This window comes from Methylobacterium oryzisoli (genome assembly GCF_046557895.1).
Taxonomy (GTDB): domain Bacteria; phylum Pseudomonadota; class Alphaproteobacteria; order Rhizobiales; family Beijerinckiaceae; genus Methylobacterium; species Methylobacterium oryzisoli.
This window is the reverse complement of the sequence record NZ_JBKIBX010000022.1, coordinates 4,037-30,922: the sequence shown is the minus strand read 5'-3', so window position 1 is coordinate 30,922 and position 26,886 is coordinate 4,037. Positions and strand designations below refer to the sequence as shown.

Sequence of the window (26,886 nt, the reverse complement as noted above, 5' to 3'; positions counted from 1 at the left end):
GGTGTCCCCCGGGACCGGGCTTCCTACCCGTCGCGCCGAGCCGGCCGCGGCGGGGTCCGGCCGCTCACGCCGCCTCGGTCAGAGGCCGCATCACCGCGTAGAGGTCGGCCTTGGCCTCGAAGCCGATGCCCGGCACGTCGGGCATCGCCACGCGGCTGTCGCGCACCGGCACCGCGTCCGCGAAGCCGCCGAAGGGGGCGAAGACGTCCGGGTAGCTCTCGTTGCCGCCGAGGCCGAGGCCCACCGCGATGTTGAGCGCGAACTGGTGCCCGCCATGCGGCACGCAGCGCCGCGGCGACCAGCCGTGGCCGCGCAGCACGTCGAGGGTGCGCAGGTACTCCACCAAGCCGTAGGACAGGGCCGGGTCGAACTGCAGCACGTCCCGATCGGGCCGCAGGCCGCCGTGGCGGATCAGGTTGCGGGCGTCCTGGTGCGAGAAGAGGTTTTCGCCGGTGGCGAGCGGTCCCGCATAGGTCGTGGCGAGCGCCGCATGGGCGAGGTAGTCGAGCGGATCGACCGGCTCCTCGTACCAGCGCAGCCCGAGCGGCGCGACGGCGTGGCCGAAGCGGATCGCCTCCTCGAGGGTGAAGCGGCCGTTGACGTCCACGCAGAGCCGGCGGCCGTCGCCGCCGAGCAGGCCGAGCACCGCCTCGATCCGGGCGAGGTCCTCGTCGAGCGGGACCAGCCCGACCTTCATCTTCACGGTCGTGTAGCCCCGGTCGAGATAGGAGCGCATCTCGTCCTTGAGGGCGTCGAGCCCCTTGCCCGGGTGATAGTAGCCGCCTGCCGCGTAGACCCAGGCGGCCTCGTCCGCCCGGCCGCCGTTGTAGCGGTCGGCGAGCAGGCGCCACAGCGGCACCCGCCTCGCCTTGGCCAGCGCGTCCCACAGCGCCATGTCGAGGACGCCCACCGCCACCGAGCGCTCGCCGTGACCGCCGGGCTTCTCGTTGCGCATCATCGCCGCCCAGGCGCGGTGCGGGTCTATCAGCCCGTCCTCGCCCAGCAGGCTGTCGGGTGCGGCTTCGAGCAGGCGGGGAATGAAGCGCTCGCCGAGCAGGCCGCGCGGGGCGTAGCGCCCGTTGGAGTTGAACCCGAAGCCGACCACCGGCCGGCCCTCGACCATCACGTCGGTCACCACCGCGACGACGCTCGCCGTCATGGCGGAAAAATCGATGAAGGCGTTGGCGATCTGGGACTTGATCGGGACGACGTCGTCCCGGATGGCGGTGATGCGCATGCGGACCCCGAACCCGGCCGGAGAGGCACCGGCGGGCGGGTCCCTCCGGTCGGCCGTACGCCGCCGCAGTAAACCCCGGTCCGCGGCCGGGCAAGGCGGCCCGGCGCGGGGCGCCGCGTGAGGCCCGTCTCGGCGGCCGGTCCGGCCTCAGTGCGCTCCGACCGCGCGGGCGATGGTCTCGAACCGGCGCTGGATGTTGCCCACGTGCTCCCAGGTGGCCTGGCGGGTGCAGGCCCCCATGGTCACGCCGTAATACAGCAGGCCCGCCTCCCGGCGCTGGCGGCAGTCGAAGTAGCCCGGACCGAGCGCGACGACGGCCAGGACCGCGGCCGTGATCCCGAACCTGACGAGGAAGCGGAGCGGCCAGGGCACGTAGGACATCGGCTTCTCGGCCGGCGCCTCGCGTACGGCGCGGTAGGACACCTCCGCGCGGGCGTCCTGCCCGCGGATGTCCTGCCCGCGGATGTCCTGGGGCGATCGTGCGGTGCCGGACACCCGCCCGAAGCGGTCGGGGGGAACGCCGCCTGTCGGGTCGCCCCGGCTGCCCCGTCCCTGCATCCTCTCCATCTGCCACCCACGCCCGTAGATCCTGCCGTCGGCATGCTGCACCCGACCCGTTAACGTCGGGTCACCGCGCCGCGGCGGGCCGCGCTCCGCTTGACTCCGCGGTGGTGCCCGCGGTCAACCGGGCGGATCCTCGCCCTGACACGGATGCCCGGAATGCTCTCGCTCCTCGACCTGCGCGCCCGGATCGATGCCGGCACCCTGACCCCGCAGGGGTCGGTTGATCTCGCCCGCGAGGCCATCGCGGCGCGCGACGGCGGCGTCGGGGCCTTCGCGTGCCTCGATCCGGCGCCCGCCGTGGCGGGGGAGGGGCCGCTCGCCGGAATCGCGGTCGGCATCAAGGACATCATCGACACCGCCGACCTGCCGACCACGATGGGGTCGCCGATCTATGCCGGCTGGCGCCCACGGGCCGATGCACCGGTGGTGGCGCGGCTGCGCCGCCTCGGCGCGGTGCCGCTCGCCAAGACCACGACCACGCCCTTCGCCTTCCTCGACCCGACCGCGACGCGCAACCCCCGCCATCCCGGCCACAGCCCGGGCGGCTCCTCGGCGGGCTCGGCGGCGGCGGTCGGGGCCGGGATGCTGCCGCTCGCGCTGGGCACCCAGACGGGCGGCTCGGTGATCCGGCCGGCCGCCTTCTGCGGCGTGGTCGGGGTCAAGCCGTCCTTCCGCCTGCTGCCGACCGTGGGCGTGAAGTGCTACTCCTGGGCGCTCGACACCCTGGGGCTGTTCGCGGCCCGGGTCGGGGACGCCGCCCGAGCGCTCGCGCTGATGGCCGATCGTCCCGCCCTCGATCTCGCGGCGGACGCCGCCGCCCCGCGCATCGGCGTGGTGGTGCCGGATTTCTGCGCCGCGGCGGATGCGGAGGCGCTGGCGGCCCTGCAGCGGGCGGCGCGCGCCGCCGAGCGGGCGGGCGCGACGGTGCGCGATCTTTCCCTCGCGCCGCTCTTCGGCGAGGCCTTCGCGTGCCATCCCGTCATCCAGGATTACGAGGCGCGCCAGTCGCTCGCCTGGGAATACGCCCACCACCGCGAGGCGCTGCCGCCGCTGCTGCGCGCCGCCCTCGACGAGGCGCAGGCGATCGAGACGGACGCCTACGACGCCGCCCGCCGCACCGCGCACCGGGCGCGGCGCAGCCTCAAGGAGGTTTTCGGGGAGGGCGAGGTCGACGTGATCCTGACTCTCTCGGCCCCGGGCACCGCGCCCGAAGGCCTCGCCTCGACGGGGGATTCCCGCTTCAACCGCCTCTGGACGCTGATGGGCGTGCCCTGCGTGACCGTGCCGGTGGAGACGGCCGGCCACGGCCTGCCGCTCGGCGTGCAGGTGATCGCCCGCTTCGGCGACGACGGGCGGGCGCTGGCCGCCGCGCGCCTCATCGAGCGGGCGGTGGGCTGAGGGGATTCATGCCCGGCCTCCTCGTCACCGCCTTCGGTCCCTTCCCGGGCATGCCGGTCAACCCGAGCGAGGCGGTGGCCCGGCGGCTCGTCCGCTCGCCCCGCCTCGTCCTGGCGGCCGGCGGGCCGCCGAAGCTGCGCATCCTGCCCACGACCTACGCGGCGATCTCCACCCACCTCGATCCCGCCCTCGCGGAGGCGCCCGCGGCGGTGCTGATGATCGGGGTCGCGGGCCGCAGCCGGCGGGTGCGGGTCGAGATGCGGGCGGTCAACCGGGCGAGCCGGCTGTTTCCGGACGCGGGCGGGCGCCTCGCCGCCCGCCTCACCCTGGAGCCGGACGGGCCGTACCGGCGCCCGGCCGGGCCGGGCGCCGCCAAGGCGCTGGCCCTGCTGGCCCGCCGCATCCCGGTGCGGCCCTCGCGCGATGCGGGCCGCTACCTGTGCAACGCCGCCTATTACCGGGCGCTCGCCGGGCCGGTGCCGGTGCTCTTCCTGCACATTCCGCGCCCGCCCCGCAGCGGCGCCCCCGCTTGGGCGGACGGCCTCGCCGCCGCCTTCGCGGAGGTGGCCGTCCTGCTGCTGCGCGAGGGCCGCGGGCGCGCCGGAGCGCACCCGCGGTGAGGCCGGCGGCTATTCCGCCGTCCAGCCGCCGTCGACCGAGATGTTGGCGCCGGTGATCTGGCTCGCCGCGTCGGAGCAGAGAAACACCGCGATCCCCGCCACCTGATCGACGGTGACGAACTCCTTGGTCGGCTGCGCGGCGAGCAGCACGTCGCTGATCACCTGCTCCTTGGTCAGGCCCCGCGCCTTCATGGTGTCGGGGATCTGCTTCTCGACGAGCGGCGTCCAGACGTAGCCCGGCGAGATGCAGTTCACGGTGATCTTGTGGGTGGCGAGTTCGAGGGCCGCGGTCTTGGTCAGGCCCGCGATGCCGTGCTTGGCCGAGACATAGGCGGACTTGAACGGCGAGGCGACGAGCGAGTGCGCCGAGGCCGTGTTGATGATCCGGCCCCAGCCCCGCTTCTTCATGCCCGGGATCGCCGCCCGCATGGTGTGGAAGGCCGAGGACAGGTTGATGGCGATGATCTGGTCCCACTTCTCGGCCGGAAAGTCTTCGATGGCCGAGACGAACTGGATGCCGGCGTTGTTCACCAGCACGTCCACGGCGCCGAACGCCGCTTCGGCCTCGGCGATCATGCCGGCGATCGCCTCGGGCTTGGTCATGTCGGCGCCGGAATAGAGCGCCTTCACGCCGAACTCGGATTCGATGCCCGAGCGCTCGCGCTCGATGTCGTCCGGCTGGCCGAAGCCGTTGAGGACCACGTTCGCGCCCTCGCGCGCCAGCGCACGGGCGATGGCGAGACCGATGCCGCTCGTCGAGCCGGTGACGACGGCGCTCTTCTGGGTCAGTGTCATGCGGATCTCCTGTGATGGACGGGCGGGGGCCTCACGCGAGGTAGTCGTGGAGCACGTGCCCGTAGGGCAGGGTGAAATCCACCACCTGATGGCGCCCGCGCACGACGCGGCGCACCGGCAGGTCGGCGACGCGGCAATTGGCGTGCGGGATCAGGTGCAGGCGCGCCTCGCCCTCCCAGGCGCCGTGGACCGTGATGTCCTTCAGGCGGTAGCCGACGAGCTGGGCCACCTTCGGGTTGCCGTCCACGTCGGGCAGGAGCTTGAGGTTGACGTTGAGCTGGCCGATCCCGTCGCGCACCTGATCGAGCCGGTCGGCGAGGCTGTGGTGCTTGTAGGTCATGGTGCCCATCGCCACCCGCTCCTCGTCGTAGTGCAGGGTGCCGGTGAGCGTGTCCTTCATCACCTTGAGGCGGGGCACGCCGTACTTCTTCGGAAAACCCCAGATCTCGCGCCCGGCGGTGATCGGCGGCTCGTCGTCGAGGTACATCTGGACCGAGAAGTTGCAGGGCTTGCCCTGGTAGGTGGCCACCACGCCGGTGCCGCTCTCCTCGTAATCGCCGAAGCCGGAGGAGTCCGGCATCTTCATCCACTCGTAGTAGGCGAGGTTGCCGGGCGCCGGTTCGAGGGGCTCGGGCAGTGCCGCCCGCAGGGCCTCCGGGTCGGTCTCGTAGGTGATGATGAGGTACTCGCGGCGGATGAAGCGGAAGGGGCCGCGCGGGTAGCTTGGGCTGAATACCGGCATGGAAGGGCCGCGCAGGATCTCGTCGCGGGTCATGGCGCTGTCACTCCTGTGCACGGGGGCGGAGGTGCCCCGGCTTCGGATCGCATCCGGCATCCGGCCGATCGCGTCGGGCGATCGCCCTCGCACGGCGGGTGTCGGCATCGCTCAACGGTGCGGAGCCCCGGCTCCGCCGCGCGGACCACCCCTCAATCGCGGGCGTCGCGCGTCAGGTCGAAGACGGCCACGCCGGTCTCCGGCCGGCAGCGGGAGAGCCAGTCGCGGTGGCGCATCGAGCGGCGCACGTCGTTGCGTCCGGCCAGCCAGTGCTCCAGCATGGTCTGTCGCGAGAATTCGTAGTCCTTGGCGTTGCCCTCGTAGTTCTTGCGCCGATAGATCAGCTGCAGGATCGTCACCGCGTTCTCGTGGCTCACCTTCGACAGGAAGGCCACGTCCGGATCCTGGCGCAGCTCCGGCGGCAGCTTGTCGGCCAGGCGCCGGAAGGCGGTCTTGGCCATCCGGATCTGGGCCTGATCGTCGGTGTTGAGCCGGGTGCGGCTGGAGAAGCGGATGTCCTTCTCCCGCTCGGCCGCCTCCGAGATAGTGCGCGGCATCGGCCCGCGGGCGCTGAACAGATCGACCTGGAAGATCATCAGGTCGCGCTGGCGCTCCTCGTCGAGGACGTGCTGGAGCGGCGTGTTCGAGACGATGCCCCCATCCCAGTAATGCTCGCCGTCGATCTCGACGGGCGGGAAGCCGGGCGGCAGCGCGCCCGACGCCATGATGTGCTCCGGCCCGATCCGGTCGTGGTGGTTGTCGAAATAGACGAAGTTGCCCGTGCGCACGTTGACCGCCCCGACGCTGAGGCGGGTCTCGCGCCGGTTGATCCGGTCGAAATCGACCAGGGAGAGCAGCGTCTCGCGCAGGGCGGCCGTGTCGTAGTAGCTCAACGCCTCCGGCGCGCCCGGCGGATAGAGGTAGGCCGGTGGCACCCGCGGCACGAAGAAGCCCGCGACTCCGAAGGTGGCCCCGAAATTCGCGCTCACCTCGTTGAAGAGGGTGCGCGCCTGCTCGCCTGGCCAGAGCGGGCTGATCTGGAAGCCCGAGGTGACCTGCTCCCAGAAGCTGCGCAGCCGCGCGATGCGCCGCTCGGGCGGATTGCCGGCGATCAGCGCGGCGTTGATCGCCCCGATCGAGATCCCGGCCACCCAGTCGGGCTCGACGCCGCCCTCCTGCATCGCCTCGACGACGCCGGCCTGATAGGAGCCGAGCGCCCCGCCGCCCTGCAGCACGAGCACGTGGCCCTCGTCCCGGTCTTCCGTGGCCGATGCCATCGCTGCCCTCCGCACGCCGCCGCGGCGCCCTGCGGCCACGGTCTTGCCCGAGTAGATGACGCAGGCGTGACGGTGCGCAAGCCTCATGCCGGTTCGGAGCGGGCTCGCGATCTCCGATGCTCCCGCCTGAGCTGGGGATGGCAGGCCTCGCGCGACGGAGATCCTTGACAGGGTGCCGAGCCGCTGGATTCACTTCCGAGTGGACCGGGGCGCAGGAACGCCCCGGTCCTGTCAGGCTCTACGCTAGCCGAGCTTCACGCGGAGGATCAGGATCACGCTGGTCCTCCGCACTCGCTTGTAGACGACCGACACGCTGATGCGTGGCAGGAACCACATCATCAACGCCTCCTGGGTTGCGAGCGGGCGATGCCTTCGCCCGAGGGCACCCGGCGGCTCACCGGGTGCGGGGCCGTGATGCCCTGGCGTTTCCGGCCCGCTCGCCCGGACGATGAAGCATGGGGGGGCATGAAGGATTCGTGCCGCCGGCCCGCCGCGCCCGACGCGGGTTGACAGGGGCCGGCCGGTCCGCCAAGCCTCCGCCGCCCGTGGCCGTGGCCCTCGCGCGCCGCTTGCCCACGGCCGTCTCCGGCTCGGTCCCCCGCGGGCCGGCCGCCCTCCACGCCCGGCCCCGCGCCCCTCGCCGGACCGACCTGCACGGGATCCGATGCGCTCCTACCTCGACTTCGAAAAGCCCGTCGCCGAACTCGAAGCCAAGCTGGAGGAGCTGCGCGCGCTGGGGAACCGCGACGGCGCGCTCGCGATCAGCGACGACGTCTCGCGCCTGGAGACCAAGGCCGCCGCGGCGCTCGCCGAACTCTACGCGACGCTCACCCCGTGGCAGAAGACCCAGGTCGCCCGCCACCCGCAGCGGCCCCACTTCGTGGATTACTGCGCCGCCCTGATCACCGAGTTCACGCCGCTCGCCGGCGACCGCAGCTTCGGCGAGGACGAGGCGGTGGTGGGCGGCTTCGGGCGCTTCCGCGGCCGGCCGGTCTGCGTGATGGGGCAGGAGAAGGGCGCCAGCACCGAGGCGCGCATCCGGCACAATTTCGGCATGGCCCGGCCCGAAGGCTACCGCAAGGCCGTGCGCCTGATGGACCTCGCCGACCGGTTCGGCCTGCCCGTCCTCACCTTCGTGGACACGGCGGGCGCCTATCCGGGCATCGAGGCGGAGGAGCGGGGGCAGGCCGAGGCCATCGCCCGCTCGACCGAGGCCTGCCTCGGGCTCGGCACCCCCAACGTCGCCCTGGTGATCGGGGAGGGGGGCTCGGGCGGGGCCATCGCGCTCGCCACCGCCAACAAGGTCCTGATGCTCGAACACGCGATCTACAGCGTGATCTCGCCGGAGGGGGCCGCCTCGATCCTGTGGCGCGATGCCGGCCGGGCGCAGGACGCCGCCACCGCCATGAAGATCACCGCCCAGGACCTGCTGCGCCTCGGCGTGATCGACGGCATCGTGCCCGAGCCCACCGGCGGCGCGCACCGCGACCCCGCCGCCGCCCTCAAGGCCGCCGACGAGGCGATCGCGGCCGCCCTCGACGGCCTGTCCGGCCTCGGCCCCGACGCGCTGCGCGACCAGCGCGCCCAAAAGTTCCTCGAGATCGGCCGCCGGCTGTGAGCCGAGGGCTCGCCGCGCGCGTCCTGCGAGGCCTCGGCGGCCGCAGGCACGCGCGTGAGCCGGGCCGCCTCAACCACGTCTCGCTCGGCAGCCACTGCCACATGGCCCACCTGCTCAAGGGGGCGGGTCTGCGCACGTGGTCGGGGCCCTTCGACTGGATCTTCTCGAACGCCCGGATGGTCCGGCACTGCCTCGCGGACGACTTCGCGACCCTGCTCGACCGTTCGGCCTATCGCAGCGTGCCGCTGCCGGAGCGCCTCGGCCCCGACGTCACCCGCTGCCGCCACCGCGACTACGGCGAGGCCTACGGGCTGCCGGTGGTGTTCAACCACCACGACCCGGCGGTCTCGGACGAGGATTACCGCTTCCTGCAGGACGGCGTGCGCCGCCTGCGCACCGCGCTGGCGAACCCCGAGGCGGAGAACCGCCTCTACCTGCTGGCGACCCTGCCGGTGGCGCCGGAGGATGCGGTCGCCATCTGCGACAGCCTGGCCCGATACCCGTCGCGCAACCGCCTGATGGTGATGCAGGTGGAGGCCGGCGCCGCCGCGCCCGCGGCGCAGCGCGTCGGTCTCGGCTGCGCCGCGCTCGCTTTCCACGTGATTCACACCCGCAGCGCCTCACTCGGCCTTCGTTTCGCCGAAGAGGCTGACGATGCCTTCCTTCTCCGCCTGATCCGGTCCGAGACGTGGCCGGATGGGAACAGGTGCAGTTGAACGCACGCCGGCCGCCGCTCGGATTCTTGCGGTAAGGGTCGGTCAAGTTTAACGAAGCTATGGGGTGGAGAGGGTCGGCCCGACGCAGCATGCTGGGCCGGGCCGGGTGTCGGAGACGGGGAGCCCCATGGCGATGCGTGCGGTGCTGGCGGTGAGCGGTCTTGCCCTCGCGCTCTCCCTGGCGGCCTGCCAGGACGGCGGGTTCTCCGGGAGCGGCTCGACCCGGCACCTGCAGCCGATCCCGCAGAAAACCCTGGCGCTGATGTCCCAGAAGGGCATGTCGGCGAGCGACCCGATCCTGATCCGGGCCTTCAAGAAGGAATCGGAGATGGAGGTCTGGAAGCGCGGGAGCGACGGCCGCTACGCGCTGCTCAAGACCTTCCCGATCTGCCGCTGGTCGGGCCAGCTCGGGCCGAAGCGCAAGGAGGGCGACCGGCAGGCGCCCGAGGGGTTCTACACCATCACCCCGGGGCAGATGAACCCGAACTCCTCCTATTACCTGTCCTTCGACACCGGCTATCCCAACGCCTTCGACCGCGCGAACGGCCGCACCGGCAACTACCTGATGGTGCACGGCACCTGCTCGTCGGCGGGCTGCTTCGCGATGACCGACGAGGCGATCGCCGAGATCTACGCCATCGCGCGCGACGCCTTCGCGGGCGGGCAGCGGGCGTTCCAGTTCCAGTCCTATCCGTTCCGGATGACGGCGCAGAACATCGCCAAGTACCGGCACGACCCGAACATGCCGTTCTGGAAGAACCTCAAGGAGGGCTCGGACCACTTCGAGGCCCTGAACGAGGAGCCGCGGGTCGGCGTCTGCGGCACGCGCTACGTCTTCGGCGGCCAGGACGTGGCGGCGGGCGCCTGCGCGCCGCGGGTCGATCCCGTGGTGGTGGCCAAGCGCGACAAGGACGAGCAGGAGGTGGCCGACCTCGTCGCCAAGGGCACGCCGGCGGTGCGGATGGTCTACCAGGACGGCGGCCAGCACCCGTTCTTCCGCGGCGACTCGCCGAGCACGACCCTGTTCGCCGAGCAGCAGATCCGCCGGCCGGAGATGGGCATCATCAGCCGCCCGGACGCGATCGCGGCGGGGCCCGAGGAGATCACGATCGACGCCAAGGGCAAGCCGGTCCTGATCGCCGCGGCCAAGGCCGCGGACGCCAAGCCCGCGGACGGCAAGCCCGGCGAGTCGAAGCCCGGCGGGGCGAGCGACGCCCGCAGGGGCGCGCAGCAGCCGGCGGCGCTCGCCTTCGCGGCACCCGCCGCCGTCCCGACCCGCGAGGCCGCCCAGGCGCTCGATTCCGCCCCGAAGCCCGCCCCCGTCGTGGTGGCGAGCGCGGAGGACGATCCCGCGGCCTACCGCAAGCTGCTCGGCACCCTGTTCGGGGGCACGCCTGCACCCACCGCGCCTGCCGCCCTGCCGCCCGCCGCGCCGGAGCCTGAGGCGGCCCCCGCCCCCAAGAAGGTGACGGCCCGCCTGCACCCGCCGGCCACCGCCGCGGCGAAGCCGGCCGAGCCCGGCAAGCCGGAGGCGAGGAAGTCCGAAGCCCCGGCCGCCAGGGCGTCGGCGGGCAAGCCGTCGGAGGTCAAGCACCCGGAGTCCAAGCCGGCCGAGGTCCCGGCCAAGCGCGCGGCCGCGCCGGGCGGCCACCGCGTCGCGGGAGTGGCGCCGAGTCCCTGAGCGGGAAAGCGCCGCATCCGCATCGTTGCGGCAGCCGGCTCACCGGATGGCGTCGATACCCTTGTGAGCGGCGAGTGCCGGCAGCTTGAGTGACGCCCGGCTCGGCGTCGCCTCGCTCCCCCTTGCTCACGACCGACGTCGTGACGTTGAGCGCCCACGCGACGATCGCTTGGCACATGGGGGCCTTTTCGCGGATCCGACGGATCGTCTCCGGAGGCATGGGCTCGACCGCCATGAGGCACGCGAGGTCGAACCGGCGCATCGTCGCCCGATCGATGGCGCGGATGGCGTGCAGGTCTTCGGCACCCTGTTGAAGCATGCCGAGGAGGGTCGCTTCGGGAGATCTTCGATCGACTGCTCATCGAACATCGCCCTCCATTTTCGCTCCAAGACCAGACGTTCGGAAGCCTCATCTCCCAAGATTGCTGGCAGCCTCACGCGATCACGCAACGGCTACCGATCGTCCGCGCGGCGTGTCCCTGGCGCGGGGCAGCTTCGAACCTTTCGGAACTCCGTCGGATTTGGATCGAAGGGCCGGGCTGCCGGTACGGCCTCAGGCGCACCCGCTCGCCCCGACCAGCCCCGCGTGCCGGCCGCGGTCGCTCGGCCCACGTCGCGGACGGCGATCCCGATCAACCGCCGGCAGCAGTGCAAGTGCCGGTGGAAAGAGATCGGCGCCGGTTCTTCGAACCCAACTCAGGAATGCATAGTAGATATGAACAACCACAAGAAGTAACGCGCCATCCTGCGTGGATTTTCCATACCAGATATTAAGGCGATACATGTTCCGGTCGGCTCGTTCCGCGCGGACACCCGCGCCGAAGGAGCATGGAATGGACGGCCTCGTCACCTACCCGGCAGGCAATCTCGGGGATGCGCATGAGCGGAGCGCCGCCGGGACCGCCTCACCCTCCGTTCCCCGCGGCTCGGACGCGAGGAGCGTGCCGCAGATCGCCGACGGCGACTGGCCCGAGCAGTTCGCGCGCTTCGAGGTCGCGCTGCAGCACATGAACCAGGGCCTGTGCATGTTCGACCGGCACGCCCGCCTCGTCGTCTGCAACCACCGATACCGCGAGATCTTCGACATCCCGGGCGACTACCCGCTGTTCGGCAAGACCCAGGAGGAGATCTGCGGCTTCCTCGTCGCCCGCGGCCGCTATCTCCCGTCCGTCACGCTCGAAACGATCAGGCAGAGCGTGCGTGGCGCACTCGCGCGGCAGGACGCTCGCCCGGTCTTCCGCGAACTCGCCAACGGCCGGATGATCTCGATCCTCTACCGCTCCATCGCGGGTGGGGGCTGGGTTTCCACCTTCGAGGACATCACCGAGCAGCGGCGCAGCCAAGCGCAGATCCAGCATCTCGCCCGCTACGACGGCCTGACCGAACTCGCCAACGCCCGCACCCTGCGCGAGGCCGGACGCGCCCTCGCCACCCCCGACGCCAAGGGCCTGCCCGTCCTGGCCTGCCACTACCTCGACCTCGACCGGTTCAAGTTCGTCAACGACACCTACGGCCACGCCATCGGCGACGAACTGCTCCAGGCCGTCGCAGGGCGCCTGCGCGCCTGCGCCCGGCGCGAGGACATCGTCGGCCGGCTGGGGGGCGACGAGTTCGCGCTGATCCAGCGCGTCCCCGACACGGCGGCCGCCCTCGCCTTCGCGCACCGGCTCGTGGCCGAGATCGCCGCGCCGTTCGACCTGTCGGTCGGACGGGTCGAGGTCGGCGTCAGCATCGGCGTGGCCACGCACCGGGATGGAGACGATGCTGGGGCCGCCGACGTCGAGCGCCTGCTCCAGGATGCCGACCTCGCCCTGCGCCAGGCCAAGGCGCTGGAACGCGGCACGGTCTGCGCGTTCGAGCCGGCCATGTCGGAGACGGCGCGGCAACGCCTCGCCCTCGAACGCGAGCTGAGCGCGGCCCTGGCGGCGGAGCAGATCGCGGTGCATTACCAGCCGCTGGTGGAGAGCCGGACGGGCCGGATCATCGGCGTCGAGGCCCTGGCCCGCTGGGAGCACCCGGAGCGGGGATTCATCCCGCCGGCCACGTTCATTCCGCTCGCCGAGGAGGTCGGGCTGATCGTGCCCCTCGGCGCCTGGGTGCTCCGCCGGGCCTGCCGGGACGCGGCCGCGTGGCCGGACCACCTGAGCATCGCGGTCAATGCCTCCGTCGTGCAGGTCCGGCAAAAATCCTTCGCCGACACGGTCCTGGCGATCCTGGCCGAGACGGACTTCCCGGCCCGCCGGCTCGAGATCGAGATCACGGAGAGTTCGCTCTTGGAGGAGAGCGAGACGACCATGCAGAACCTCCATCGGCTGCGGGACGCCGGCGTGCGCTTCGCGCTCGATGATTTCGGCACGGGGTATTCCAGCTTGAGCTACCTGCGCCGCTTCCCCTTCGACAAGATCAAGATCGACCGGTCGTTCATGCGGGATGCCGAGGCGAGCGCCGACGCCCTCGCCATCATCCGCGCGGTGGCGGGCCTGGGCACGAGCTTAGGGATCACGACGCTGGTGGAGGGCGTCGAGACCGAGCAGCAGTTGCAGCTCGCCCTTGCGGAAGGATTGAAGCAGGTCCAGGGCTACTTGTTCAGCCGGCCGATCCCCGGCGCGGGCATCGCCGATCTGGTGGCGGCCTGAGCAGAATTGCACGGCAATTCTGCTCAGGCTCTTGATGCTGCATCATGTCCGCCGCAGAACCGGCGACCGCTTCGGCGAGTCATGCTTCGATCGAGATCAGGGCGGAGGCGTCGGCCACGCCTCTCGCGAGGCCTCCGCCACGCCGGCGCTCGACACCGAGGGTGCCGCACGGCGCCGGATCCCGCCGGGTCATGCGCTCGATCAGGGATACGAGCGCGGAGCGGATGCTCTCACCAGCTCGGCAGCACCGACCCTTCGAAGGTTTTTTCCACGAAGGCCTTCACCTCGGGCGAGCGGTAGGACTCGACCAGCGCCTTGACCCAGGGCTTGTCCTTGTCGGCGCTGCGCACCGCCAGCACGTTCACGTACGGGCCCTTGGGGTCCTCGCGCAGGATCGCGTCGGAGGGCTTGAGGCCGGCCGGGCGGGCGTAGTTGGTGTTCACCGCCGCGGCGTCCACGTCGTCGAGGGAGCGCGGGGTCTGGGCGGCATCGACCTCCACGAAGCGCAGCTTCTTGGGGTTCTTCACGATGTCGGCGACGCTGGGCTTGAAGCCGACGCCCTCCTTGAGGGTGATGACACCCTTGTCCTGCAGCAGCAGCAGCGAGCGGCCGCCGTTGGTGGGGTCGTTCTGGATCGCGATCGTAGCCCCGTCGGGCACCGCGTCCCAGGACTTGTGGCGCTTCGAGTAGAGGCCGAGCGGGAAGTTCACGGTCTGCGCCACGGACTCGATCTTGTAGCGGCGGTCGGTCTTCTGGTTGTCGAGGTAGGGTTGGTTCTGGAAGGAGTTCGCCTCGATCTCGCCGGCCGAGAGCGCCTCGTTCGGCACCACGTAGTCCGAGAATTCGAGCACCTGCAGGTCGATGCCGTGCTTGGCCGCGATGGGCTTGACCGCCTCCAGGATCTGCGCGTGGGGGCCGGGCGTGGCCGCGACGCGAACGCGCTCGGCGGCCTGAACCGGGAGCGCGCCGAGGCCTAACGCAACGGCGAGGGTGAGGGCACGCAACATGGGTGTGAGTCTCCGTCGGGAAGAGGAAGGGGGATCAGGCGTGGCGCAGGCGCTTGTTGAGGCGGCGCGCCAAGCGGTCGCCGATCGTCTGCACGGCCTGGACGAGGACGATGAGCACGGCCACGACCGCGGCCATCATCTCGGGCATGAAGCGCTGGTAGCCGTAGCGGATGCCGAGGTCGCCCAGGCCCCCGCCGCCGACCGCGCCGACCATCGCCGAAAAACCGATCAGCGAGACCACCGCGAGCGTCAGCCCCAGCACGATGCCGGGCAGCGCCTCGGGGATCAGCACCTTGAGGACGATCTGCAGCGGGCTCGCCCCGAAGGCCCGGGCCGCCTCCACGAGGCCGCCGTCGACCTCGCGGATCGCGCCCTCGACGAGGCGGGCGATGAAGGGCGTGGCCGCCACGGTCAGCGGCACCGTCGCGGCGCCGGTGCCGATCGAGGTGCCGGCGATCAGCCGCGTGAACGGGATGATCGCCACCACGAGGATGATGAAGGGCGTCGAGCGGGTGGCGTTGACCAGCGTGCCGAGCACCCGGTTGATCCAGGGCGCGGCGAACAGCTCGCCCCGGCCGCTGGTGGCGAGGAAGACCCCGAGCGGCAGGCCGAACAGCGTGCCGAGGCTGGCCGCCACCGCCACCATGCGCAGCGTGTCGCCGGTGGCGGCAACGAGGAGACGCAGGAGTTCAGGCGACATGGTTGGCTCCGTTCTGCGCGGTGCCGGCCGGCCAGTCGGCGGGGAGGGCGCCCAGCACCTCGGCGCCCAGGCCGCGGGCGTGCAGGAAGGCGGTCGTGCGGGCGGCCTCGTCGGGCGGAATGCTCACCACCAGGGTGCCGAAGGGGCGCCCGGCGATCTCGTCCACGGTGCCCGACAGGATGCAGGCCGTGATGCCGGCCTCCTGGGCGAGCTGGGCCAGCACCGGGTCGGTGGCGTGCGGCCCCCGGAAGGTGATGCGCAGCACGAGCGCGCCGCCCGCGCCCGCCGGCCGCAGGCGGGAGGCCAGCAGGGGCGGCAGCATCCGGCCGGTCTCGCGGTCGAGGAAGGTGCGGGTGATCGCCGCCTGCGGGCGGGTGAAGACCTCGAACACGTCGCCGCTCTCGGCGATGCGGCCCTGGTCGAGCACCGCCACCTCGTGGGCGATGGCCCGGATCACCGACATCTCGTGGGTGATGAGCAGGATGGTGAGGCCGAGGTCGCGGTTGATCCGCCCGAGGAGGTCGAGGATCTGGTGCGTGGTCTCGGGGTCGAGGGCGGAGGTCGCCTCGTCGGAGAGCAGCACCTTCGGGTTGGTGGCGAGCGCCCGGGCGATGCCGACGCGCTGCTTCTGCCCGCCCGACAGTTCCGCCGGGTAGCGGTCGCGCCGGTCGGAGAGGCCCACGAGGTCGAGGAGTTCGCCGACCCGGGCGCGGATCGCGGCCTTGTCGTAGCCGGCGAGTTCGAGCGGCAGCGCCACGTTGCCGGCCGCGGTGCGGGCCGACAGCAGGTTGAAGTGCTGGAAGATCATGCCGATGCCGCGCCGCTCGCGACGCAGCGCCCGCTCCGAGAGGGCGGAGATCTCGGCCCCGTCCACGATCACCCGCCCGCTGGTCGGCCGCTCCAGCCCGTTGACCAGCCGGATCAGGGTTGACTTGCCGGCCCCCGAGCGCCCGATCACCCCCACCACCGAGCCACGGCGCACCGCGAGGTCGATGCCATCGAGCGCCGTCACCGCAGCAGCGCCACGGCGGGCCGGATAGGTCTTGGCGACACCTTCGAGCCGCACGAGCGCGTCCTGCGCGCCGAGGCGGTCGCCGAGATCGGCCGGTACGGGAACGCGGACCGGCGCCGTCATGGCCGGACCTCAGGGAGAAGGAAAGGGAAGGGCATCGGTGTCCTGGCTGTCTGATAGAGCGGACACAAAACCGGATTGGACCGGCATGTCAACCGAAACGTTCTTTTTGCAGAACGAGGCGCCGGAGAAGACCGTTCTGCCCTCGCCGCCTGCCGGGGAAGGCGGTTCCGGCGCGGGCGCCCGTAAGGGCGCTTTAGTACTTTCTCACTAGCCTGCGCAGCCGGACGCGAGTGAATGGCACGGCAATGTCTTCTACGAAATTTCGTCTCGTGACGCGCAGCGATTTCGATGGCCTCGTCTGCGGGGTGCTGCTGCGCGAACTCGATCTCATCGACGACATTAAGTTCGTCCATCCCAAGGACATGCAGGACGGCATCGTGCCGATCACGGCGCGCGACATCATCACGAACCTGCCCTACGTCGCGGGCTGCCACCTCGCCTTCGACCACCACGCCAGCGAAGTGGTGCGCGCGGGCGGGCAGCGCCACGCCAACCACGTGATCAACCCGGCCGCGCCCTCGGCCGCGCGCGTGGTCTACGATTATTACGGCGGGCCGGCCGCCTTCCCGCGCGTCGGCGCCGACCTGATGGCGGCCGTGGACAAGGCGGATTCGGCCCAGTTCACGCGGGACGAAATCCTCGACCCGCAGGGCTGGGTGCTCCTGAACTTCATCATGGATTCGCGCACCGGGCTCGGGCGCTTCCGCGACTTCCGCATCTCCAACTACGACCTGATGATGCAGCTGATCGAGCGCTGCCGCGATCAACCGGTCGAAGAGGTGCTGGCGCTGCCGGACGTGCGCGAGCGCGTCGACCTCTACACCGCCCACCACGAGCGCTTCGTCGAGCAGGTGCGCCGCTGCACCAGCGTCCACGGCAAGCTGGCGCTGATCGACCTGCGGGACGAGGAGGTGATCTACGCGGGCAACCGCTTCATGATCTACGCCCTTTTTCCGGAATGCGACGTCTCGGCCCACGTGATGTGGGGCCTGCGCCAGCAAAACACCGTCTTCGCCATCGGCAAGTCGATCCTCGACCGCGGCTCGCCCGTCGATGTCGGCGCGGTCTGCCTCGGCTTCGGCGGCGGCGGCCACCGGGCGGCGGGCACCTGCCAGGTGCCGAACGAGCAGGCCGAGGGCGTGAAGGCCACGCTGATCGCGAACCTGTCCGGCCCGCCCTCGCAGGCCGCGGCCTGAGCGCCGCCTGTTCCCGGGCAGAGCGGGATCACACCGGTGCGGGCGCGCTCGGCGCCCGCACCGCGCCCGCCGGTTCGGCCGCGATGGCCTGCTCCAGCGCCTCCAGGCAGGCCTCCACGCCACCCCGCAGCGAGGTGACGTAAAAATCCGCCCCCATCTGCCGCCGCAGCGCCTGATCCGACAGGATGGCGTCCTCGGCCGGCCACAGGCCGACGAGGAGCGGCTTGCCCGGCAGCTTCTCGCGCAGGCGCTGCAGCAGGTAGCGCAGGTGGGCCGGGTTGCCGCTGATGTCGAGGTAGGAGATGCAGACCATCGCCACGCCGGTGACGTCGAGCGTCCAGATCGCCTCGCGGCCGACCGCCTCGTGTGGCACCACGCGCGCGCCGATGCCGTGCTTGCCGAGCAGCTGGGCCAGCATCGACGCGGCGGCCTCGTCCAGAGGCCCCCGGCCCGCGATGCACATCACCGCCGCCTCGCCCCGCCAGACCGGGGGACGCCGGTCGGGCGCGGGCGCCTGACCGGGCACGGCCTCGTTCTTGGGGTGCTGCTGTTCGGCCAGCGTCGGCACCTCCGCGTGGGTCTTGGGCGGGGTCCCGGCCGGCTCCTCGTCCGGGCGCTTGGTGAATTCGCGCACCAGCGACTGGGTCAGGCCCTTGATCGTCTCCAGTTGCTTCTCGCCGAGGACGCCGCGCTGGTAGTCGTTGGCGGCGAGCTGCAGCGCCTTGAGCGCGACCTCGTCGTAGTAGGAGGAGAGCGAGCGCTCCTTGAGCATCAGCTCGGCCTGCTCCTGCGCCTCGTCGGGATCGCCGGCCAGCATGCGCTGGTAAAAGTTCTCCACCGGCGTCAGCGGCGGGCGGTCGCCGAGCAGGACGTCGAGGAATTCGAGCCGCTCCACGTGCCGGCCGAGCACCACGAGGCAGACGGTGAACGGGGTCGCCAGGATCAGGCCGATCGGCCCCCACAGGAAGCCCCAGAAGAGGGTCGAGACGATCACCGCGAAGGGCGAGAGCCCCGTCGAGTGGCCGTAGAGCATCGGCTCGACCACGTGCCCGGTCAGGGGCTCGGCGATCAGGAACAGCAGCCCCGTCCAGAGCACCATCGACCAGCCGGGATCGACCGCGGCGGTGAGCGCCAGCGGGAAGAGCGCGGCGATGAAGGCGCCGATATAGGGCACGAAGCGCATCAGCGCCGAGAACACCCCCCACAGGATCGGGCTCGGCACGCCGATGAACCAGAGGCCGACGCCGATCAGCAGGCCGAAGGCCGCGTTGATGCCGAGCTGGGCGAGGAAGAAGGTGCCGAGCCGTCCCGCCGCGTCGTCCATCGCCATGGTGGTGCGGTGCAGGTCGCTCGAGCCGAACAGCCGGATCAGGCGGTCGCGCAGATCCTCGCGCTGCATCAGGATGAACACCACGACCACGAGCACGATGCCGACCGTGGTCAGCGGCTCCACGACGGGGCCGAGGATCCGCTCGGCCAGGGCGAGGGGCGAGGGGTCCGGCTCCTGCACCTTGACGAGGAGCGGCTTCGGGGCGTCGGCGCCGGCCTGCACCGCGTCCGCGCCGGCGGCGGTCGCCTTGTCGGAGGCCTCGCTGATCTGGTGGTGGACCTTGCTGATGAGGGCGTTGGCGCGGCCGAGCACTCCCTCCTGCAGGTTCGAGACCTTCCGCTGCACGGTGGCTTGGTACTGCGGCAGGTCCTTGGCGAGGTCGGCCACCTGCAGGCCGAGGGTGGTGCCGATGGCCACGATGACGCCGAGCGCGAGGAGCACCGCCGCGATGACGGACGGCGCGCGCCCCAGGCGCAGGCGCCGCAGTCCGTTGACGACCGGCGCCAGGACGAAGCTCAGCAGCACCGCGAGCACCAGCGGGATGAAGACCTCGCGTCCGAGATAGAGGGCCGCGATCGTCACCACCGCGATGGCGAGCGTGGCCAGGCCGGACGTGCCCGGCGTGGCCGGCGGGGGCACCCGGGCGGGCCGGAGGGCGGCGGGCTCGACGGGGTTGGGCATGCGGAACTCCGGACGACGCCGTGCGGCCGCGGGGCGGGCCGACGGAAGCCCGCTAACGCCCCAAGCCCCGGATGGTCGCACCGTGCCGCGCCCCTCGCGCAGGCGAGGCCGGCCGGGGGGCCGCCTCCCCCCTCACAGCCCTGTGCTGCGCGCGGGGCAGAGAACTCCCCCCAGGTATTCACCGCATGGCTCCGGCCGCCCCAGGCGCGTTGTCCCGCCACGGAGGGAGGCCGGTCGTGCGGCCGGACTCGCAGCGGGAGAGCGCCATGAGGGCCTTGGTGTGGCACGGGACGACGGACATTCGCTGCGAGACGGTGCCCGATCCGCAGATCGAGGATGACCGCGACGCGATCATCCGCGTCACCACCTGCGCCATCTGCGGCTCGGACCTGCACCTCTACGACCACTTCATGCCCGGCATGAAGGCGGGCGACATCCTGGGCCACGAGAGCATGGGCGAGGTGGTCGAGGTGGGGCGCGGCGCCAAGGGCTCCCTCAAGGTCGGCGACCGGGTCGTGATCCCGTTCACGATCATCTGCGGCGAGTGCGACCAGTGCCGGCGCGGCAACTTCTCGGTCTGTGAGCGCACCAACCGCAACAAGGCCATCGCCGACAAGGCCTTCGGGCACACCACCGCCGGACTGTTCGGCTACACCCACCTCACCGGCGGCTATCCGGGCGGGCAGGCCGAGTACCTGCGCGTGCCCTTCGCGGACAAGACCCACATCAAGGTGCCGCGCTCGCTCACCGACGAGCAGCTGCTGTTTCTCAGCGACATCTTCCCGACCGGCTGGCAGGCCGCCGTGCAATGCGACATCGAGCCGACCGACACGGTGGCGATCTGGGGCTGCGGGCCGGTGGGCCAGATGGCGATCCGCTCGGCCGTCCTGCTCGGCGCGCGTCAGGTCGTGGCCATCGACTGCGTGCCGGAGCGCCTCAGCATGGCGCGGGCGGGGGGTGCCATCACCATCGACTTCCGCGAGGAGAGCGTCGTCGAGCGCCTGAACGACCTGACGAACGGCAAGGGGCCGGAAAAATGCATCGACGCGGTTGGGCTGGAGGCGCACGCCACCGCCACCCTCGACTCGATGTACGACCGCGCCAAGCAGGCGGTGATGCTGGAGACCGACCGGCCGCACGTGTTGCGCGAGATGATCTACGTCTGCCGTCCGGCCGGCGTGCTCTCGATCCCGGGCGTCTACGGCGGCCTGCTCGACAAGATCCCGTTCGGGGCGGCGATGAACAAGGGCCTCACCTTCCGGATGGGCCAGACCCATGTGAACCGCTGGAGCGAGGACCTGCTGCGGCGGATCGAGGAGGGCCAGATCGATCCCTCCTTCGTCATCACCCACACGGTCGGCCTGGAGCAGGGCCCGGAGATGTACAAGACCTTCCGGGACAAGAAGGACAACTGCATCAAGGTCGTGCTGAAGCCCTGAGCAGGCTTCGCACAAGCGGCCGCCGGTTTTGCGGTAAGGACCTGCGGCCAAACAAGAATCTGAGCGGACGAAGCGTTGGCCTGCCGACGCAAGTCCGCCGAGGGGCGCGTCCGCCCATCGCATCCTGCCGTGAGGACATCCCATGCCCGCCACGCGTCCCGACCAGACCCTCCTGTCCCGCCGCTCGGCCGAGACCCTGGCCAAGGGGCTCGGCCTGTTCTCGATCGGCCTCGGGCTCGTCGAACTCCTCGCCCCGCGCCGGGTGACCCGCACGCTCGGCATGCCGGGCTTCGAGGGGCTGGTGCAGGCCTACGGGGTGCGCGAGATCGCCACCGGCGCGGCGATCCTCGCCTCGCACGATCCCGCGCCCTGGATCTGGACGCGGGTCGGGGGCGACGCCCTCGACCTCGCGACGCTCGCCACCGGGTTCGACTCCGAGAACGCCCGCAAGCCGCACGTCATGCTGGCGGTGGCGGCGGTGGCGGGCGTGACGGCGGCCGATATCGTCTGCGCCAAGGCCCTGTCCGAGCAGCGCGACACCCACCGGGGGGCGTTTCGCGACTTCAGCGACCGCAGCGGCTTCCCGCGCCCGCCGAGCGCCATGCGAGGCGTGGCCCGCGACTTCGCGGTGCCGAAGGATTTCCGCACGCCCGAACTGATGCGCCCGTTCGATCAGGCGCGCTTCGCCGGCTCGAAGCCCTTCGTGGGCAGCCCCCCGCCCTGAGGCGCGCGCGGGGCTTGCGGCACGGCGCGCCCTTCCTCGCGCGGGAGAGGCGTATTACATCCGGGATGGCCGCATCGTCCGGCCGTCGACCGATGTACCCCCACAAGGCCCACCCGCCATGGCACCCCGCACCCTCTACGACAAGATCTGGGACGACCACGTCGTCGATCGTCAGCCGGACGGCACCTGCCTCCTCTACATCGACCGCCACCTCGTGCACGAGGTGACCTCTCCCCAGGCTTTCGAGGGGCTTCGGCTCGCCGGGCGCAAGGTGCGCCATCCCGAGAAGACGCTCGCGGTGGTCGACCACAACGTCCAGACCACGGACCGCAGCCTCGGCATCGAGGATCCCGAGAGCCGCACGCAGATCGAGACGCTGGCGCGCAACGTGCGCGAGTTCGGCATCGAGTACTACGACGCGCTCGACCGGCGGCAGGGCATCGTCCACATCATCGGCCCCGAGCAGGGCTTCACCCTGCCCGGCCAGACGATCGTGTGCGGCGATTCCCACACCTCGACCCACGGCGCCTTCGGGGCGCTCGCCCACGGCATCGGCACCTCGGAGGTGGAGCACGTGCTCGCCACCCAGACGCTGATCCAGAAGAAGGCGAAGAACATGCGCGTGACGGTGGACGGCAGCCTGCCGCCCGGCGTCACCGCCAAGGACATCATCCTGGCCATCATCGGCGAGATCGGCACCGCGGGCGGCACCGGCCACGTGCTGGAATATGCCGGCGAGGCGATCCGGGGCCTCTCGATGGAGGGCCGGATGACGATCTGCAACATGTCGATCGAGGGCGGTGCCCGGGCCGGCATCGTGGCGCCCGACGCGACCACCTTCGCGTACGTGAAGGACCGGCCCAAGGCCCCCAAGGGCGAGGCCTTCGACCGCGCCCGCGCCTACTGGGAGAGCCTCGTCAGCGACGAGGGCGCGCGGTTCGACCGCGAGGTGCGCCTCGACGCCGCGAACCTGCCGCCGATCGTGACCTGGGGCACCAGCCCCGAGGACGTGGTCTCGGTCCAGGGCCGGGTGCCCGACCCGGCGGCGATCGCCGACGAGAACATCCGCCGCTCGAAGGAGCAGGCGCTGGCCTATATGGGCCTCGCGCCCGGCACCCCGATCACCGAGATCGGCCTCGACAAGGTGTTCATCGGCTCCTGCACCAACGGGCGCATCGAGGACCTGCGCATCGTCGCCCGGATGGTCGAGGGCCGGAAGGTCCACCCGAGCGTGAGCGCGATGGTGGTGCCGGGCTCCGGCTTGGTGAAGCAGCAGGCGGAGGAGGAGGGCCTCGCCCGGATCCTCACCGAGGCCGGCTTCGACTGGCGCGAGCCGGGCTGCTCGATGTGCCTCGGCATGAACGCCGACCGCCTCAAGCCGCACGAGCGCTGCGCCTCGACCTCGAACCGCAACTTCGAGGGCCGCCAGGGCCACAAGGGCCGCACGCACCTCGTCTCCCCGGCGATGGCCGCCGCCGCCGCCGTGGCCGGCCACTTCGTCGACATCCGCGAGTGGCCCCGCACCTGAGCGCGATTCCCGCCACGGCGGCGCCGTTTGGCCGTTGACGCTGACGGCGCCGCCCACTAAACGATCCCCACCGCGGCGCTCTCGGGCGCCTCGGGCCCAGGTGGCGGAATTGGTAGACGCGCTGGTTTCAGGTACCAGTGGTGCAAGCCGTGGAGGTTCGAGTCCTCTCCTGGGCACCAACGCTTCGCGAAGGCGTTGAGGCTCCCCGATCGTCCGTGAGGGATCCCGCATCCGGGCATCGGTGCGGGATTTTTTGTTGCCCGGTGCAGCGAGCGCGAGGCGGGCGGTGCTCCGTCTTCTAAGATCGAATGTGCTGCGTCCGGATTCTCGTCAGCCCCTGTCGGCGAGCAAGCCGGACGCGAGGCACCGGAAGGCCTCGATCGCCTTGGCGAGGACCGCGCGGGGGTCGTCGGAGGCGGCGACCCACAGGGCGGCGTTGAGGGCCGCCCCGTTGATCAGCCGCGCGGCGGCCTCGGCATCCACCGGGCCCACCGTCCCGGCGTCGATGAGGGCCTGGAGCGTCTCCGTCGTCGTGCGCAGGCAGGCAGTTTGGCCCGGCCACTGCGAGGGGTCGCCGAGCACCGCCGGCCCGTCGAGCAGCACGATCCGCTGGATCTCCGGCTCCAGCGCCAGCTCGATGTAGGCAACCCCTTCCTCCAGGAAGCCGAGCCAGGGGGTCTCCGCCCGGTCCCGGGCGGCCCGCGCCGTGGCCACCATCTCGGCGTCGAGCTGCGCGATCACCGCCCGCAGCAGGCCCGTCTTGTCGCCGAAATGGTGGTAGAGCGCGCCCCGCGTCAGCCCGGCCATGGCGGTGAGGTCGTCCATCGACGCCGCCGCGTAGCCCTTCTCGGCGAAAGCCGCCCGCGCCGCCCGCACCAGCTTGGCCCGGGTCTCCTCCATCATCCGCGCGCGCCGTTCCGCGGCCATCCTCGCCTCCGCTCACTCACATACGCCACGTATGCCGGTTGACATACGCCTCGTATGCGACGATCTCCTCGCATACGAGGCGTATATGAGCCTCGCCCCGCCGCCCGAGAAGGGCGATCCGGCGGACAGAAGGAGACGGACCATGGCCAAACGCGACGCGATCTTCCCGCCCGGCCGGCAGGACCTCTACGAGAAACACCGCTATTCCGCGGCGATCCGCTCGGGCGACCTGCTGTTCGTTTCCGGCCAGGTCGGCAGCCGCGAGGACGGCTCGCCCGAGCCGGATTACGCCAAGCAGGTCCAACTGGCCTTCGACCGGCTGAACGCCGTGCTGCGGGAGGCGGGCTGCACCTTCGACGACGTGGTGGACGTCACCACCTTCCACACCGACCCGGCGACGCAGTTCGAGACGATGATGGCCGTGCGCGACGGGGTGATCGGGGCGCCGCCCTATCCCAACTGGACCGCCGTGGGCGTGACATGGCTCGCGGGTTTCGATTTCGAGATCAAGGTCATCGCCCGCATCCCCCAGCCGGCCTGACCGGGTCGGGAGCGGACGGGCCGGGCCTCACCCGGCCTCGCCGCAGTTCGCGGCCTCCTCCCGGGGCAAGTGCTCCGTGAGGTGATCGATGAGGGCGCGCGCGGCCGCCGGCAGGTGGAGCCGCGACAGGTACAGGGCGTGGATGGGGAGAGGGGAGGGCTCCCAGCCCGGCAGCACCAACCGGAGCGCACCCGTGTCCAGATGAGCCGCGACGGCGAAGCGGGGCAGCATGGCGATGCCGATGCCCGAGAGGGCGGCCCGCCGCAGGGCGAGCGCCTCGTTGGTGCGGAAGGGGCCGCTCGCCGTGACGGTCGCGCTCTCGCCGCCGGACCGCAGCATCCACTCGGCCGCGCCGAAATTGGTGTAGGTGAGGCAGGCCTGCGCCGACAGGTCTGAGGGCCGCCGCGGCGTGCCGCGCGCCTCCAGGTAGCCCGGCGACGCGCACAGGACCGAGCGGCAATCCCCGAGCTTCCGGGCGATGCAGCCGGGATCGAGCCGGTGGCCGATGCGGATCGCGACATCGATCCGGTCTTCGACCAGATCCACCGGCTGGTCCGAGGCGCGCAGGTCGGTCGACAGGCGCGGATGCGCCCGCAGGAAGCCCGCCAGCAGCGGGGTGAGCCGCTCCTCGCTCAGGATCGTCGGGGCCGCGACCCGGAGCCATCCCTGCGGGCTGTCGCCCTCCTCCGCGACGGCGGTCAGGCTGGCGGCGAGGCGCACCATCTCGCGCGAGAGGTCGAGCACGCGCTCGCCCGCCGAGGTGAGGCTCAGCCGCCGGGTGGTGCGGTGGAGCAGGCGCGTCCCGGTCCAGCCCTCCAGCGCGCCGAGATAGCGCGACGCCATCGCCCGCGACATGCCGAGCGCCGCGGCGGCGCTCGTCGCGCTGCCGCGCTCGACGGTCTCCACGAAGACCTGGGCGGCGGTCAGGCGGTCCATGATGCGCTCGCTTCATGCAACAGTGTGTCGGCTGAAAACTACTATATCGCTGCTGTGCGCAACATTAAACCGGCCGGTGAAAGGACCGGTCGATGCACGATCTCGAGTGCCGCTACCTCTTCGACCCGCTCTGCGGGTGGTGCTACGCCAGCGCGCCCGCGCTCGCCGGGCTGGCGGAGCGGTATGGCGACCGCCTGCGCATGCTGCCGGTGGGCCTGTTCGTGCAGCCGCGACCGGTCGGCGCGATCGCCGACCACGCGTGGCGGAACGACCAGCGCATCGCCGCGCTGACCGGCCAGCCCTTCAGCGAGGCCTATCACCGCGACGTGCTGCTGGCGCCCGACGGCGTTTTCACCTCCGGACCGCTGACCCTGGCCCTCGCCGCCCTGGGCGAGGCGGATGCCGCGCTCGAACCGCGCGTCCTGCACGCGGCGCAGATCGCCCGCTACGTCGACGGCCGGGATACCTCGCGGGTCGAGGAGGTGGTCCGGGTCGCCGTCGCGGTGGCGGGGGAGGCCGGCTTGAGGCTCGACCCGGACGGTCTGGCCGACCGGCTCCGGAGCGATGCCGGGCTGGCCGAGCGCGTGGCGGCCCGGGTCAGGGCCGCGCAGGCGGCGCTCCAAGGACTGCCGGGCCGCGGCGTGCCGCAACTCCTCGTCCGCGTGGGCGCCACCACGCACGTCATCGACGGGCAGACGCTCTACGCGGGCCGCGACGCGACGCTCGCCGTGATCGCGCGGCTGGCCCGCCCGGCCTGACCGAGGCTCCATCCAGCGAAAGGATTTTTCCGTGAAGATCGCACTCATCGGCGCGTCGGGTCAGGCCGGCTCGCGCATCCTGGCCGAACTCTCTCGGCGCGGCCATCGGCTCACCGCCATCGCCCGCGACCCGTCGCGTATCCCCGCCGCGCCGGGCGTCACCGCGGTCGCCCTCGACATCGCGGATCAGGCCACGCTCGTGGAGACCCTGCGGGGCCACGACGTCGTGATCAGTGCGGTGCAGTTCTCGGCCAGCGATCCCGACAGGCTCATCGCGGCCGTCGAGGAGGCCGGTGTGCGCCGCTACCTCGTCGTCGGCGGGGCCGGGAGCCTCGACGTGGCGCCGGGCCGGATGCTAGTCGACACCCCCGATTTTCCGCGGCAGTACCGCGACGAGGCGCTGGGGGGCGTCGCCTTCCTCGACAGGCTGCGCCGCAACGACAATCTGGACTGGACCTTCCTGTCCCCTTCGGCGCTGTTCACCCAGGGCGAGCGCACCGGCCGGTTCCGGCTCGGCACGGACCAGCTCCTCACCCACGGGACGGGCAGCAGCATCTCGTTCGAGGATTACGCGGTCGCCCTCGCCGACGAGGTCGAGCAGCCGCGCCATGTGCGGCAGCGCTTCACGGTGGGCTACTGAGGCGGCGCGGGACCCGGGCCGGGTCCC

The 26,886-nt window shown here is 71.6% G+C and carries 24 protein-coding genes and 1 tRNA gene; 14 read left to right on the top strand and 11 right to left on the bottom strand.

What is annotated here, in order from left to right; all coding sequences use genetic code 11:
• Positions 1-64: 64 nt before the first annotated feature.
• Both ACKUB9_RS20175 and ACKUB9_RS20170 read right to left on the bottom strand, forming a co-directional pair.
• Entirely contained in the window at positions 65-1,237 is a 1,173-nt protein-coding gene (locus tag ACKUB9_RS20175; protein WP_407523944.1) for a mandelate racemase/muconate lactonizing enzyme family protein, read from the bottom strand.
• A 147-nt stretch (positions 1,238-1,384) separates the two neighbouring features.
• On the bottom strand, positions 1,385-1,795 hold the full coding sequence (locus tag ACKUB9_RS20170; protein ID WP_407523942.1) for a hypothetical protein: 411 nt from the start codon (positions 1,793-1,795) through the stop codon (positions 1,385-1,387).
• A 162-nt stretch (positions 1,796-1,957) separates the two neighbouring features.
• On the opposite strand from ACKUB9_RS20170, the gene ACKUB9_RS20165 reads away from it, so the two are divergent.
• Both ACKUB9_RS20165 and ACKUB9_RS20160 read left to right on the top strand, forming a co-directional pair.
• Positions 1,958-3,199, top strand: a complete 1,242-nt coding sequence (locus tag ACKUB9_RS20165; RefSeq protein ID WP_407523940.1) for an amidase — start codon at positions 1,958-1,960, stop codon at positions 3,197-3,199.
• Between the two features lie 8 nt (positions 3,200-3,207).
• The gene (locus tag ACKUB9_RS20160; protein ID WP_407523938.1) at positions 3,208-3,819 is read left to right on the top strand and encodes a pyroglutamyl-peptidase I; all 612 of its coding nucleotides are present in this window, start codon (positions 3,208-3,210) and stop codon (positions 3,817-3,819) included.
• 9 nt (positions 3,820-3,828) lie between these two features.
• On the opposite strand, the gene ACKUB9_RS20155 is transcribed toward ACKUB9_RS20160, so the two are convergent.
• From ACKUB9_RS20155 to ACKUB9_RS20145, 3 genes are all read right to left on the bottom strand, one after another.
• Positions 3,829-4,614: a 3-hydroxybutyrate dehydrogenase gene (locus ACKUB9_RS20155; RefSeq protein ID WP_407523936.1), complete on the bottom strand. Its 786-nt coding sequence runs from the start codon at positions 4,612-4,614 to the stop codon at positions 3,829-3,831.
• 31 nt (positions 4,615-4,645) lie between these two features.
• Positions 4,646-5,389: an acetoacetate decarboxylase gene (locus tag ACKUB9_RS20150; RefSeq protein ID WP_407523934.1), complete on the bottom strand. Its 744-nt coding sequence runs from the start codon at positions 5,387-5,389 to the stop codon at positions 4,646-4,648.
• Positions 5,390-5,541: 152 nt separating this feature from the next.
• Positions 5,542-6,666, bottom strand: a complete 1,125-nt coding sequence (locus ACKUB9_RS20145; protein WP_407523932.1) for a patatin-like phospholipase family protein — start codon at positions 6,664-6,666, stop codon at positions 5,542-5,544.
• Positions 6,667-7,330: 664 nt separating this feature from the next.
• On the opposite strand from ACKUB9_RS20145, the gene ACKUB9_RS20140 reads away from it, so the two are divergent.
• The 4 genes from ACKUB9_RS20140 to ACKUB9_RS20125 all read left to right on the top strand — a co-directional run bounded on the left by ACKUB9_RS20140 (position 7,331) and on the right by ACKUB9_RS20125 (position 13,317).
• Entirely contained in the window at positions 7,331-8,284 is a 954-nt protein-coding gene (locus tag ACKUB9_RS20140; protein WP_407523930.1) for an acetyl-CoA carboxylase carboxyltransferase subunit alpha, read from the top strand.
• Positions 8,281-9,000: a DUF1796 family putative cysteine peptidase gene (locus ACKUB9_RS20135; RefSeq protein ID WP_407523928.1), complete on the top strand. Its 720-nt coding sequence runs from the start codon at positions 8,281-8,283 to the stop codon at positions 8,998-9,000. Before ACKUB9_RS20140 ends, ACKUB9_RS20135 begins: the two co-directional genes overlap by 4 nt.
• A 127-nt stretch (positions 9,001-9,127) precedes the next feature.
• Positions 9,128-10,681 (top strand): L,D-transpeptidase family protein, encoded by a 1,554-nt coding sequence (locus ACKUB9_RS20130; protein WP_407523926.1) that lies wholly within the window; start codon positions 9,128-9,130, stop codon positions 10,679-10,681.
• A gap of 833 nt (positions 10,682-11,514) precedes the next feature.
• Entirely contained in the window at positions 11,515-13,317 is a 1,803-nt protein-coding gene (locus ACKUB9_RS20125; protein WP_407523924.1) for a putative bifunctional diguanylate cyclase/phosphodiesterase, read from the top strand.
• Between the two features lie 230 nt (positions 13,318-13,547).
• Here ACKUB9_RS20125 and ACKUB9_RS20120 read toward each other — a convergent pair whose 3' ends face one another.
• The 3 genes from ACKUB9_RS20120 to ACKUB9_RS20110 are packed head-to-tail and all read right to left on the bottom strand — an operon-like array spanning position 13,548 to position 16,159.
• Positions 13,548-14,324, bottom strand: a complete 777-nt coding sequence (locus ACKUB9_RS20120; RefSeq protein ID WP_407523922.1) for a MetQ/NlpA family ABC transporter substrate-binding protein — start codon at positions 14,322-14,324, stop codon at positions 13,548-13,550.
• Between the two features lie 34 nt (positions 14,325-14,358).
• Positions 14,359-15,024, bottom strand: a complete 666-nt coding sequence (locus ACKUB9_RS20115; protein WP_407523919.1) for a methionine ABC transporter permease — start codon at positions 15,022-15,024, stop codon at positions 14,359-14,361.
• Positions 15,014-16,159: a methionine ABC transporter ATP-binding protein gene (locus tag ACKUB9_RS20110; protein ID WP_407523917.1), complete on the bottom strand. Its 1,146-nt coding sequence runs from the start codon at positions 16,157-16,159 to the stop codon at positions 15,014-15,016. Before ACKUB9_RS20110 ends, ACKUB9_RS20115 begins: the two co-directional genes overlap by 11 nt.
• Positions 16,160-16,428: 269 nt before the next feature.
• Here ACKUB9_RS20110 and ACKUB9_RS20105 point away from each other — a divergent pair, with 269 nt between their 5' ends.
• A complete protein-coding gene (locus ACKUB9_RS20105; protein ID WP_407523915.1) occupies positions 16,429-17,355 on the top strand; it encodes an exopolyphosphatase in 927 nt (308 codons plus the stop codon).
• A 28-nt stretch (positions 17,356-17,383) separates the two neighbouring features.
• Here the strand turns inward: ACKUB9_RS20105 and ACKUB9_RS20100 are convergent, their stop codons facing one another.
• A complete protein-coding gene (locus ACKUB9_RS20100; protein WP_407523913.1) occupies positions 17,384-19,366 on the bottom strand; it encodes an AI-2E family transporter in 1,983 nt (660 codons plus the stop codon).
• A 266-nt stretch (positions 19,367-19,632) separates the two neighbouring features.
• Here ACKUB9_RS20100 and ACKUB9_RS20095 point away from each other — a divergent pair, with 266 nt between their 5' ends.
• The 4 genes from ACKUB9_RS20095 to ACKUB9_RS20080 all read left to right on the top strand — a co-directional run bounded on the left by ACKUB9_RS20095 (position 19,633) and on the right by ACKUB9_RS20080 (position 23,236).
• On the top strand, positions 19,633-20,805 hold the full coding sequence (locus ACKUB9_RS20095; RefSeq protein WP_407523911.1) for a zinc-dependent alcohol dehydrogenase: 1,173 nt from the start codon (positions 19,633-19,635) through the stop codon (positions 20,803-20,805).
• Between the two features lie 142 nt (positions 20,806-20,947).
• Complete coding sequence (locus ACKUB9_RS20090) at positions 20,948-21,529, top strand: DUF4267 domain-containing protein (RefSeq protein ID WP_407523909.1); 582 nt, start codon at positions 20,948-20,950, stop codon at positions 21,527-21,529.
• A 118-nt stretch (positions 21,530-21,647) separates the two neighbouring features.
• Complete coding sequence (gene leuC / locus ACKUB9_RS20085) at positions 21,648-23,057, top strand: 3-isopropylmalate dehydratase large subunit (protein WP_407523907.1); 1,410 nt, start codon at positions 21,648-21,650, stop codon at positions 23,055-23,057.
• Between the two features lie 94 nt (positions 23,058-23,151).
• Positions 23,152-23,236, top strand: a tRNA-Leu gene (locus tag ACKUB9_RS20080).
• Between the two features lie 151 nt (positions 23,237-23,387).
• Here the strand turns inward: ACKUB9_RS20080 and ACKUB9_RS20075 are convergent.
• Positions 23,388-23,984 carry a TetR/AcrR family transcriptional regulator gene (locus ACKUB9_RS20075; protein WP_407523905.1) on the bottom strand — a complete coding sequence of 199 codons (597 nt, stop codon included), beginning with the start codon at positions 23,982-23,984 and terminating at the stop codon, positions 23,388-23,390.
• Between the two features lie 142 nt (positions 23,985-24,126).
• Here ACKUB9_RS20075 and ACKUB9_RS20070 point away from each other — a divergent pair, with 142 nt between their 5' ends.
• Complete coding sequence (locus tag ACKUB9_RS20070; protein WP_407523903.1) at positions 24,127-24,525, top strand: RidA family protein; 399 nt, start codon at positions 24,127-24,129, stop codon at positions 24,523-24,525.
• A 27-nt stretch (positions 24,526-24,552) separates the two neighbouring features.
• Here the strand turns inward: ACKUB9_RS20070 and ACKUB9_RS20065 are convergent, their stop codons facing one another.
• Positions 24,553-25,461: a LysR family transcriptional regulator gene (locus ACKUB9_RS20065; protein ID WP_407523901.1), complete on the bottom strand. Its 909-nt coding sequence runs from the start codon at positions 25,459-25,461 to the stop codon at positions 24,553-24,555.
• A gap of 92 nt (positions 25,462-25,553) precedes the next feature.
• Here ACKUB9_RS20065 and ACKUB9_RS20060 point away from each other — a divergent pair, with 92 nt between their 5' ends.
• A complete protein-coding gene (locus tag ACKUB9_RS20060) occupies positions 25,554-26,219 on the top strand; it encodes a protein-disulfide isomerase (protein ID WP_407523899.1) in 666 nt (221 codons plus the stop codon).
• Between the two features lie 31 nt (positions 26,220-26,250).
• A complete protein-coding gene (locus ACKUB9_RS20055; RefSeq protein WP_407523897.1) occupies positions 26,251-26,859 on the top strand; it encodes an NAD(P)-dependent oxidoreductase in 609 nt (202 codons plus the stop codon).
• Positions 26,860-26,886 lie beyond the last annotated feature (27 nt).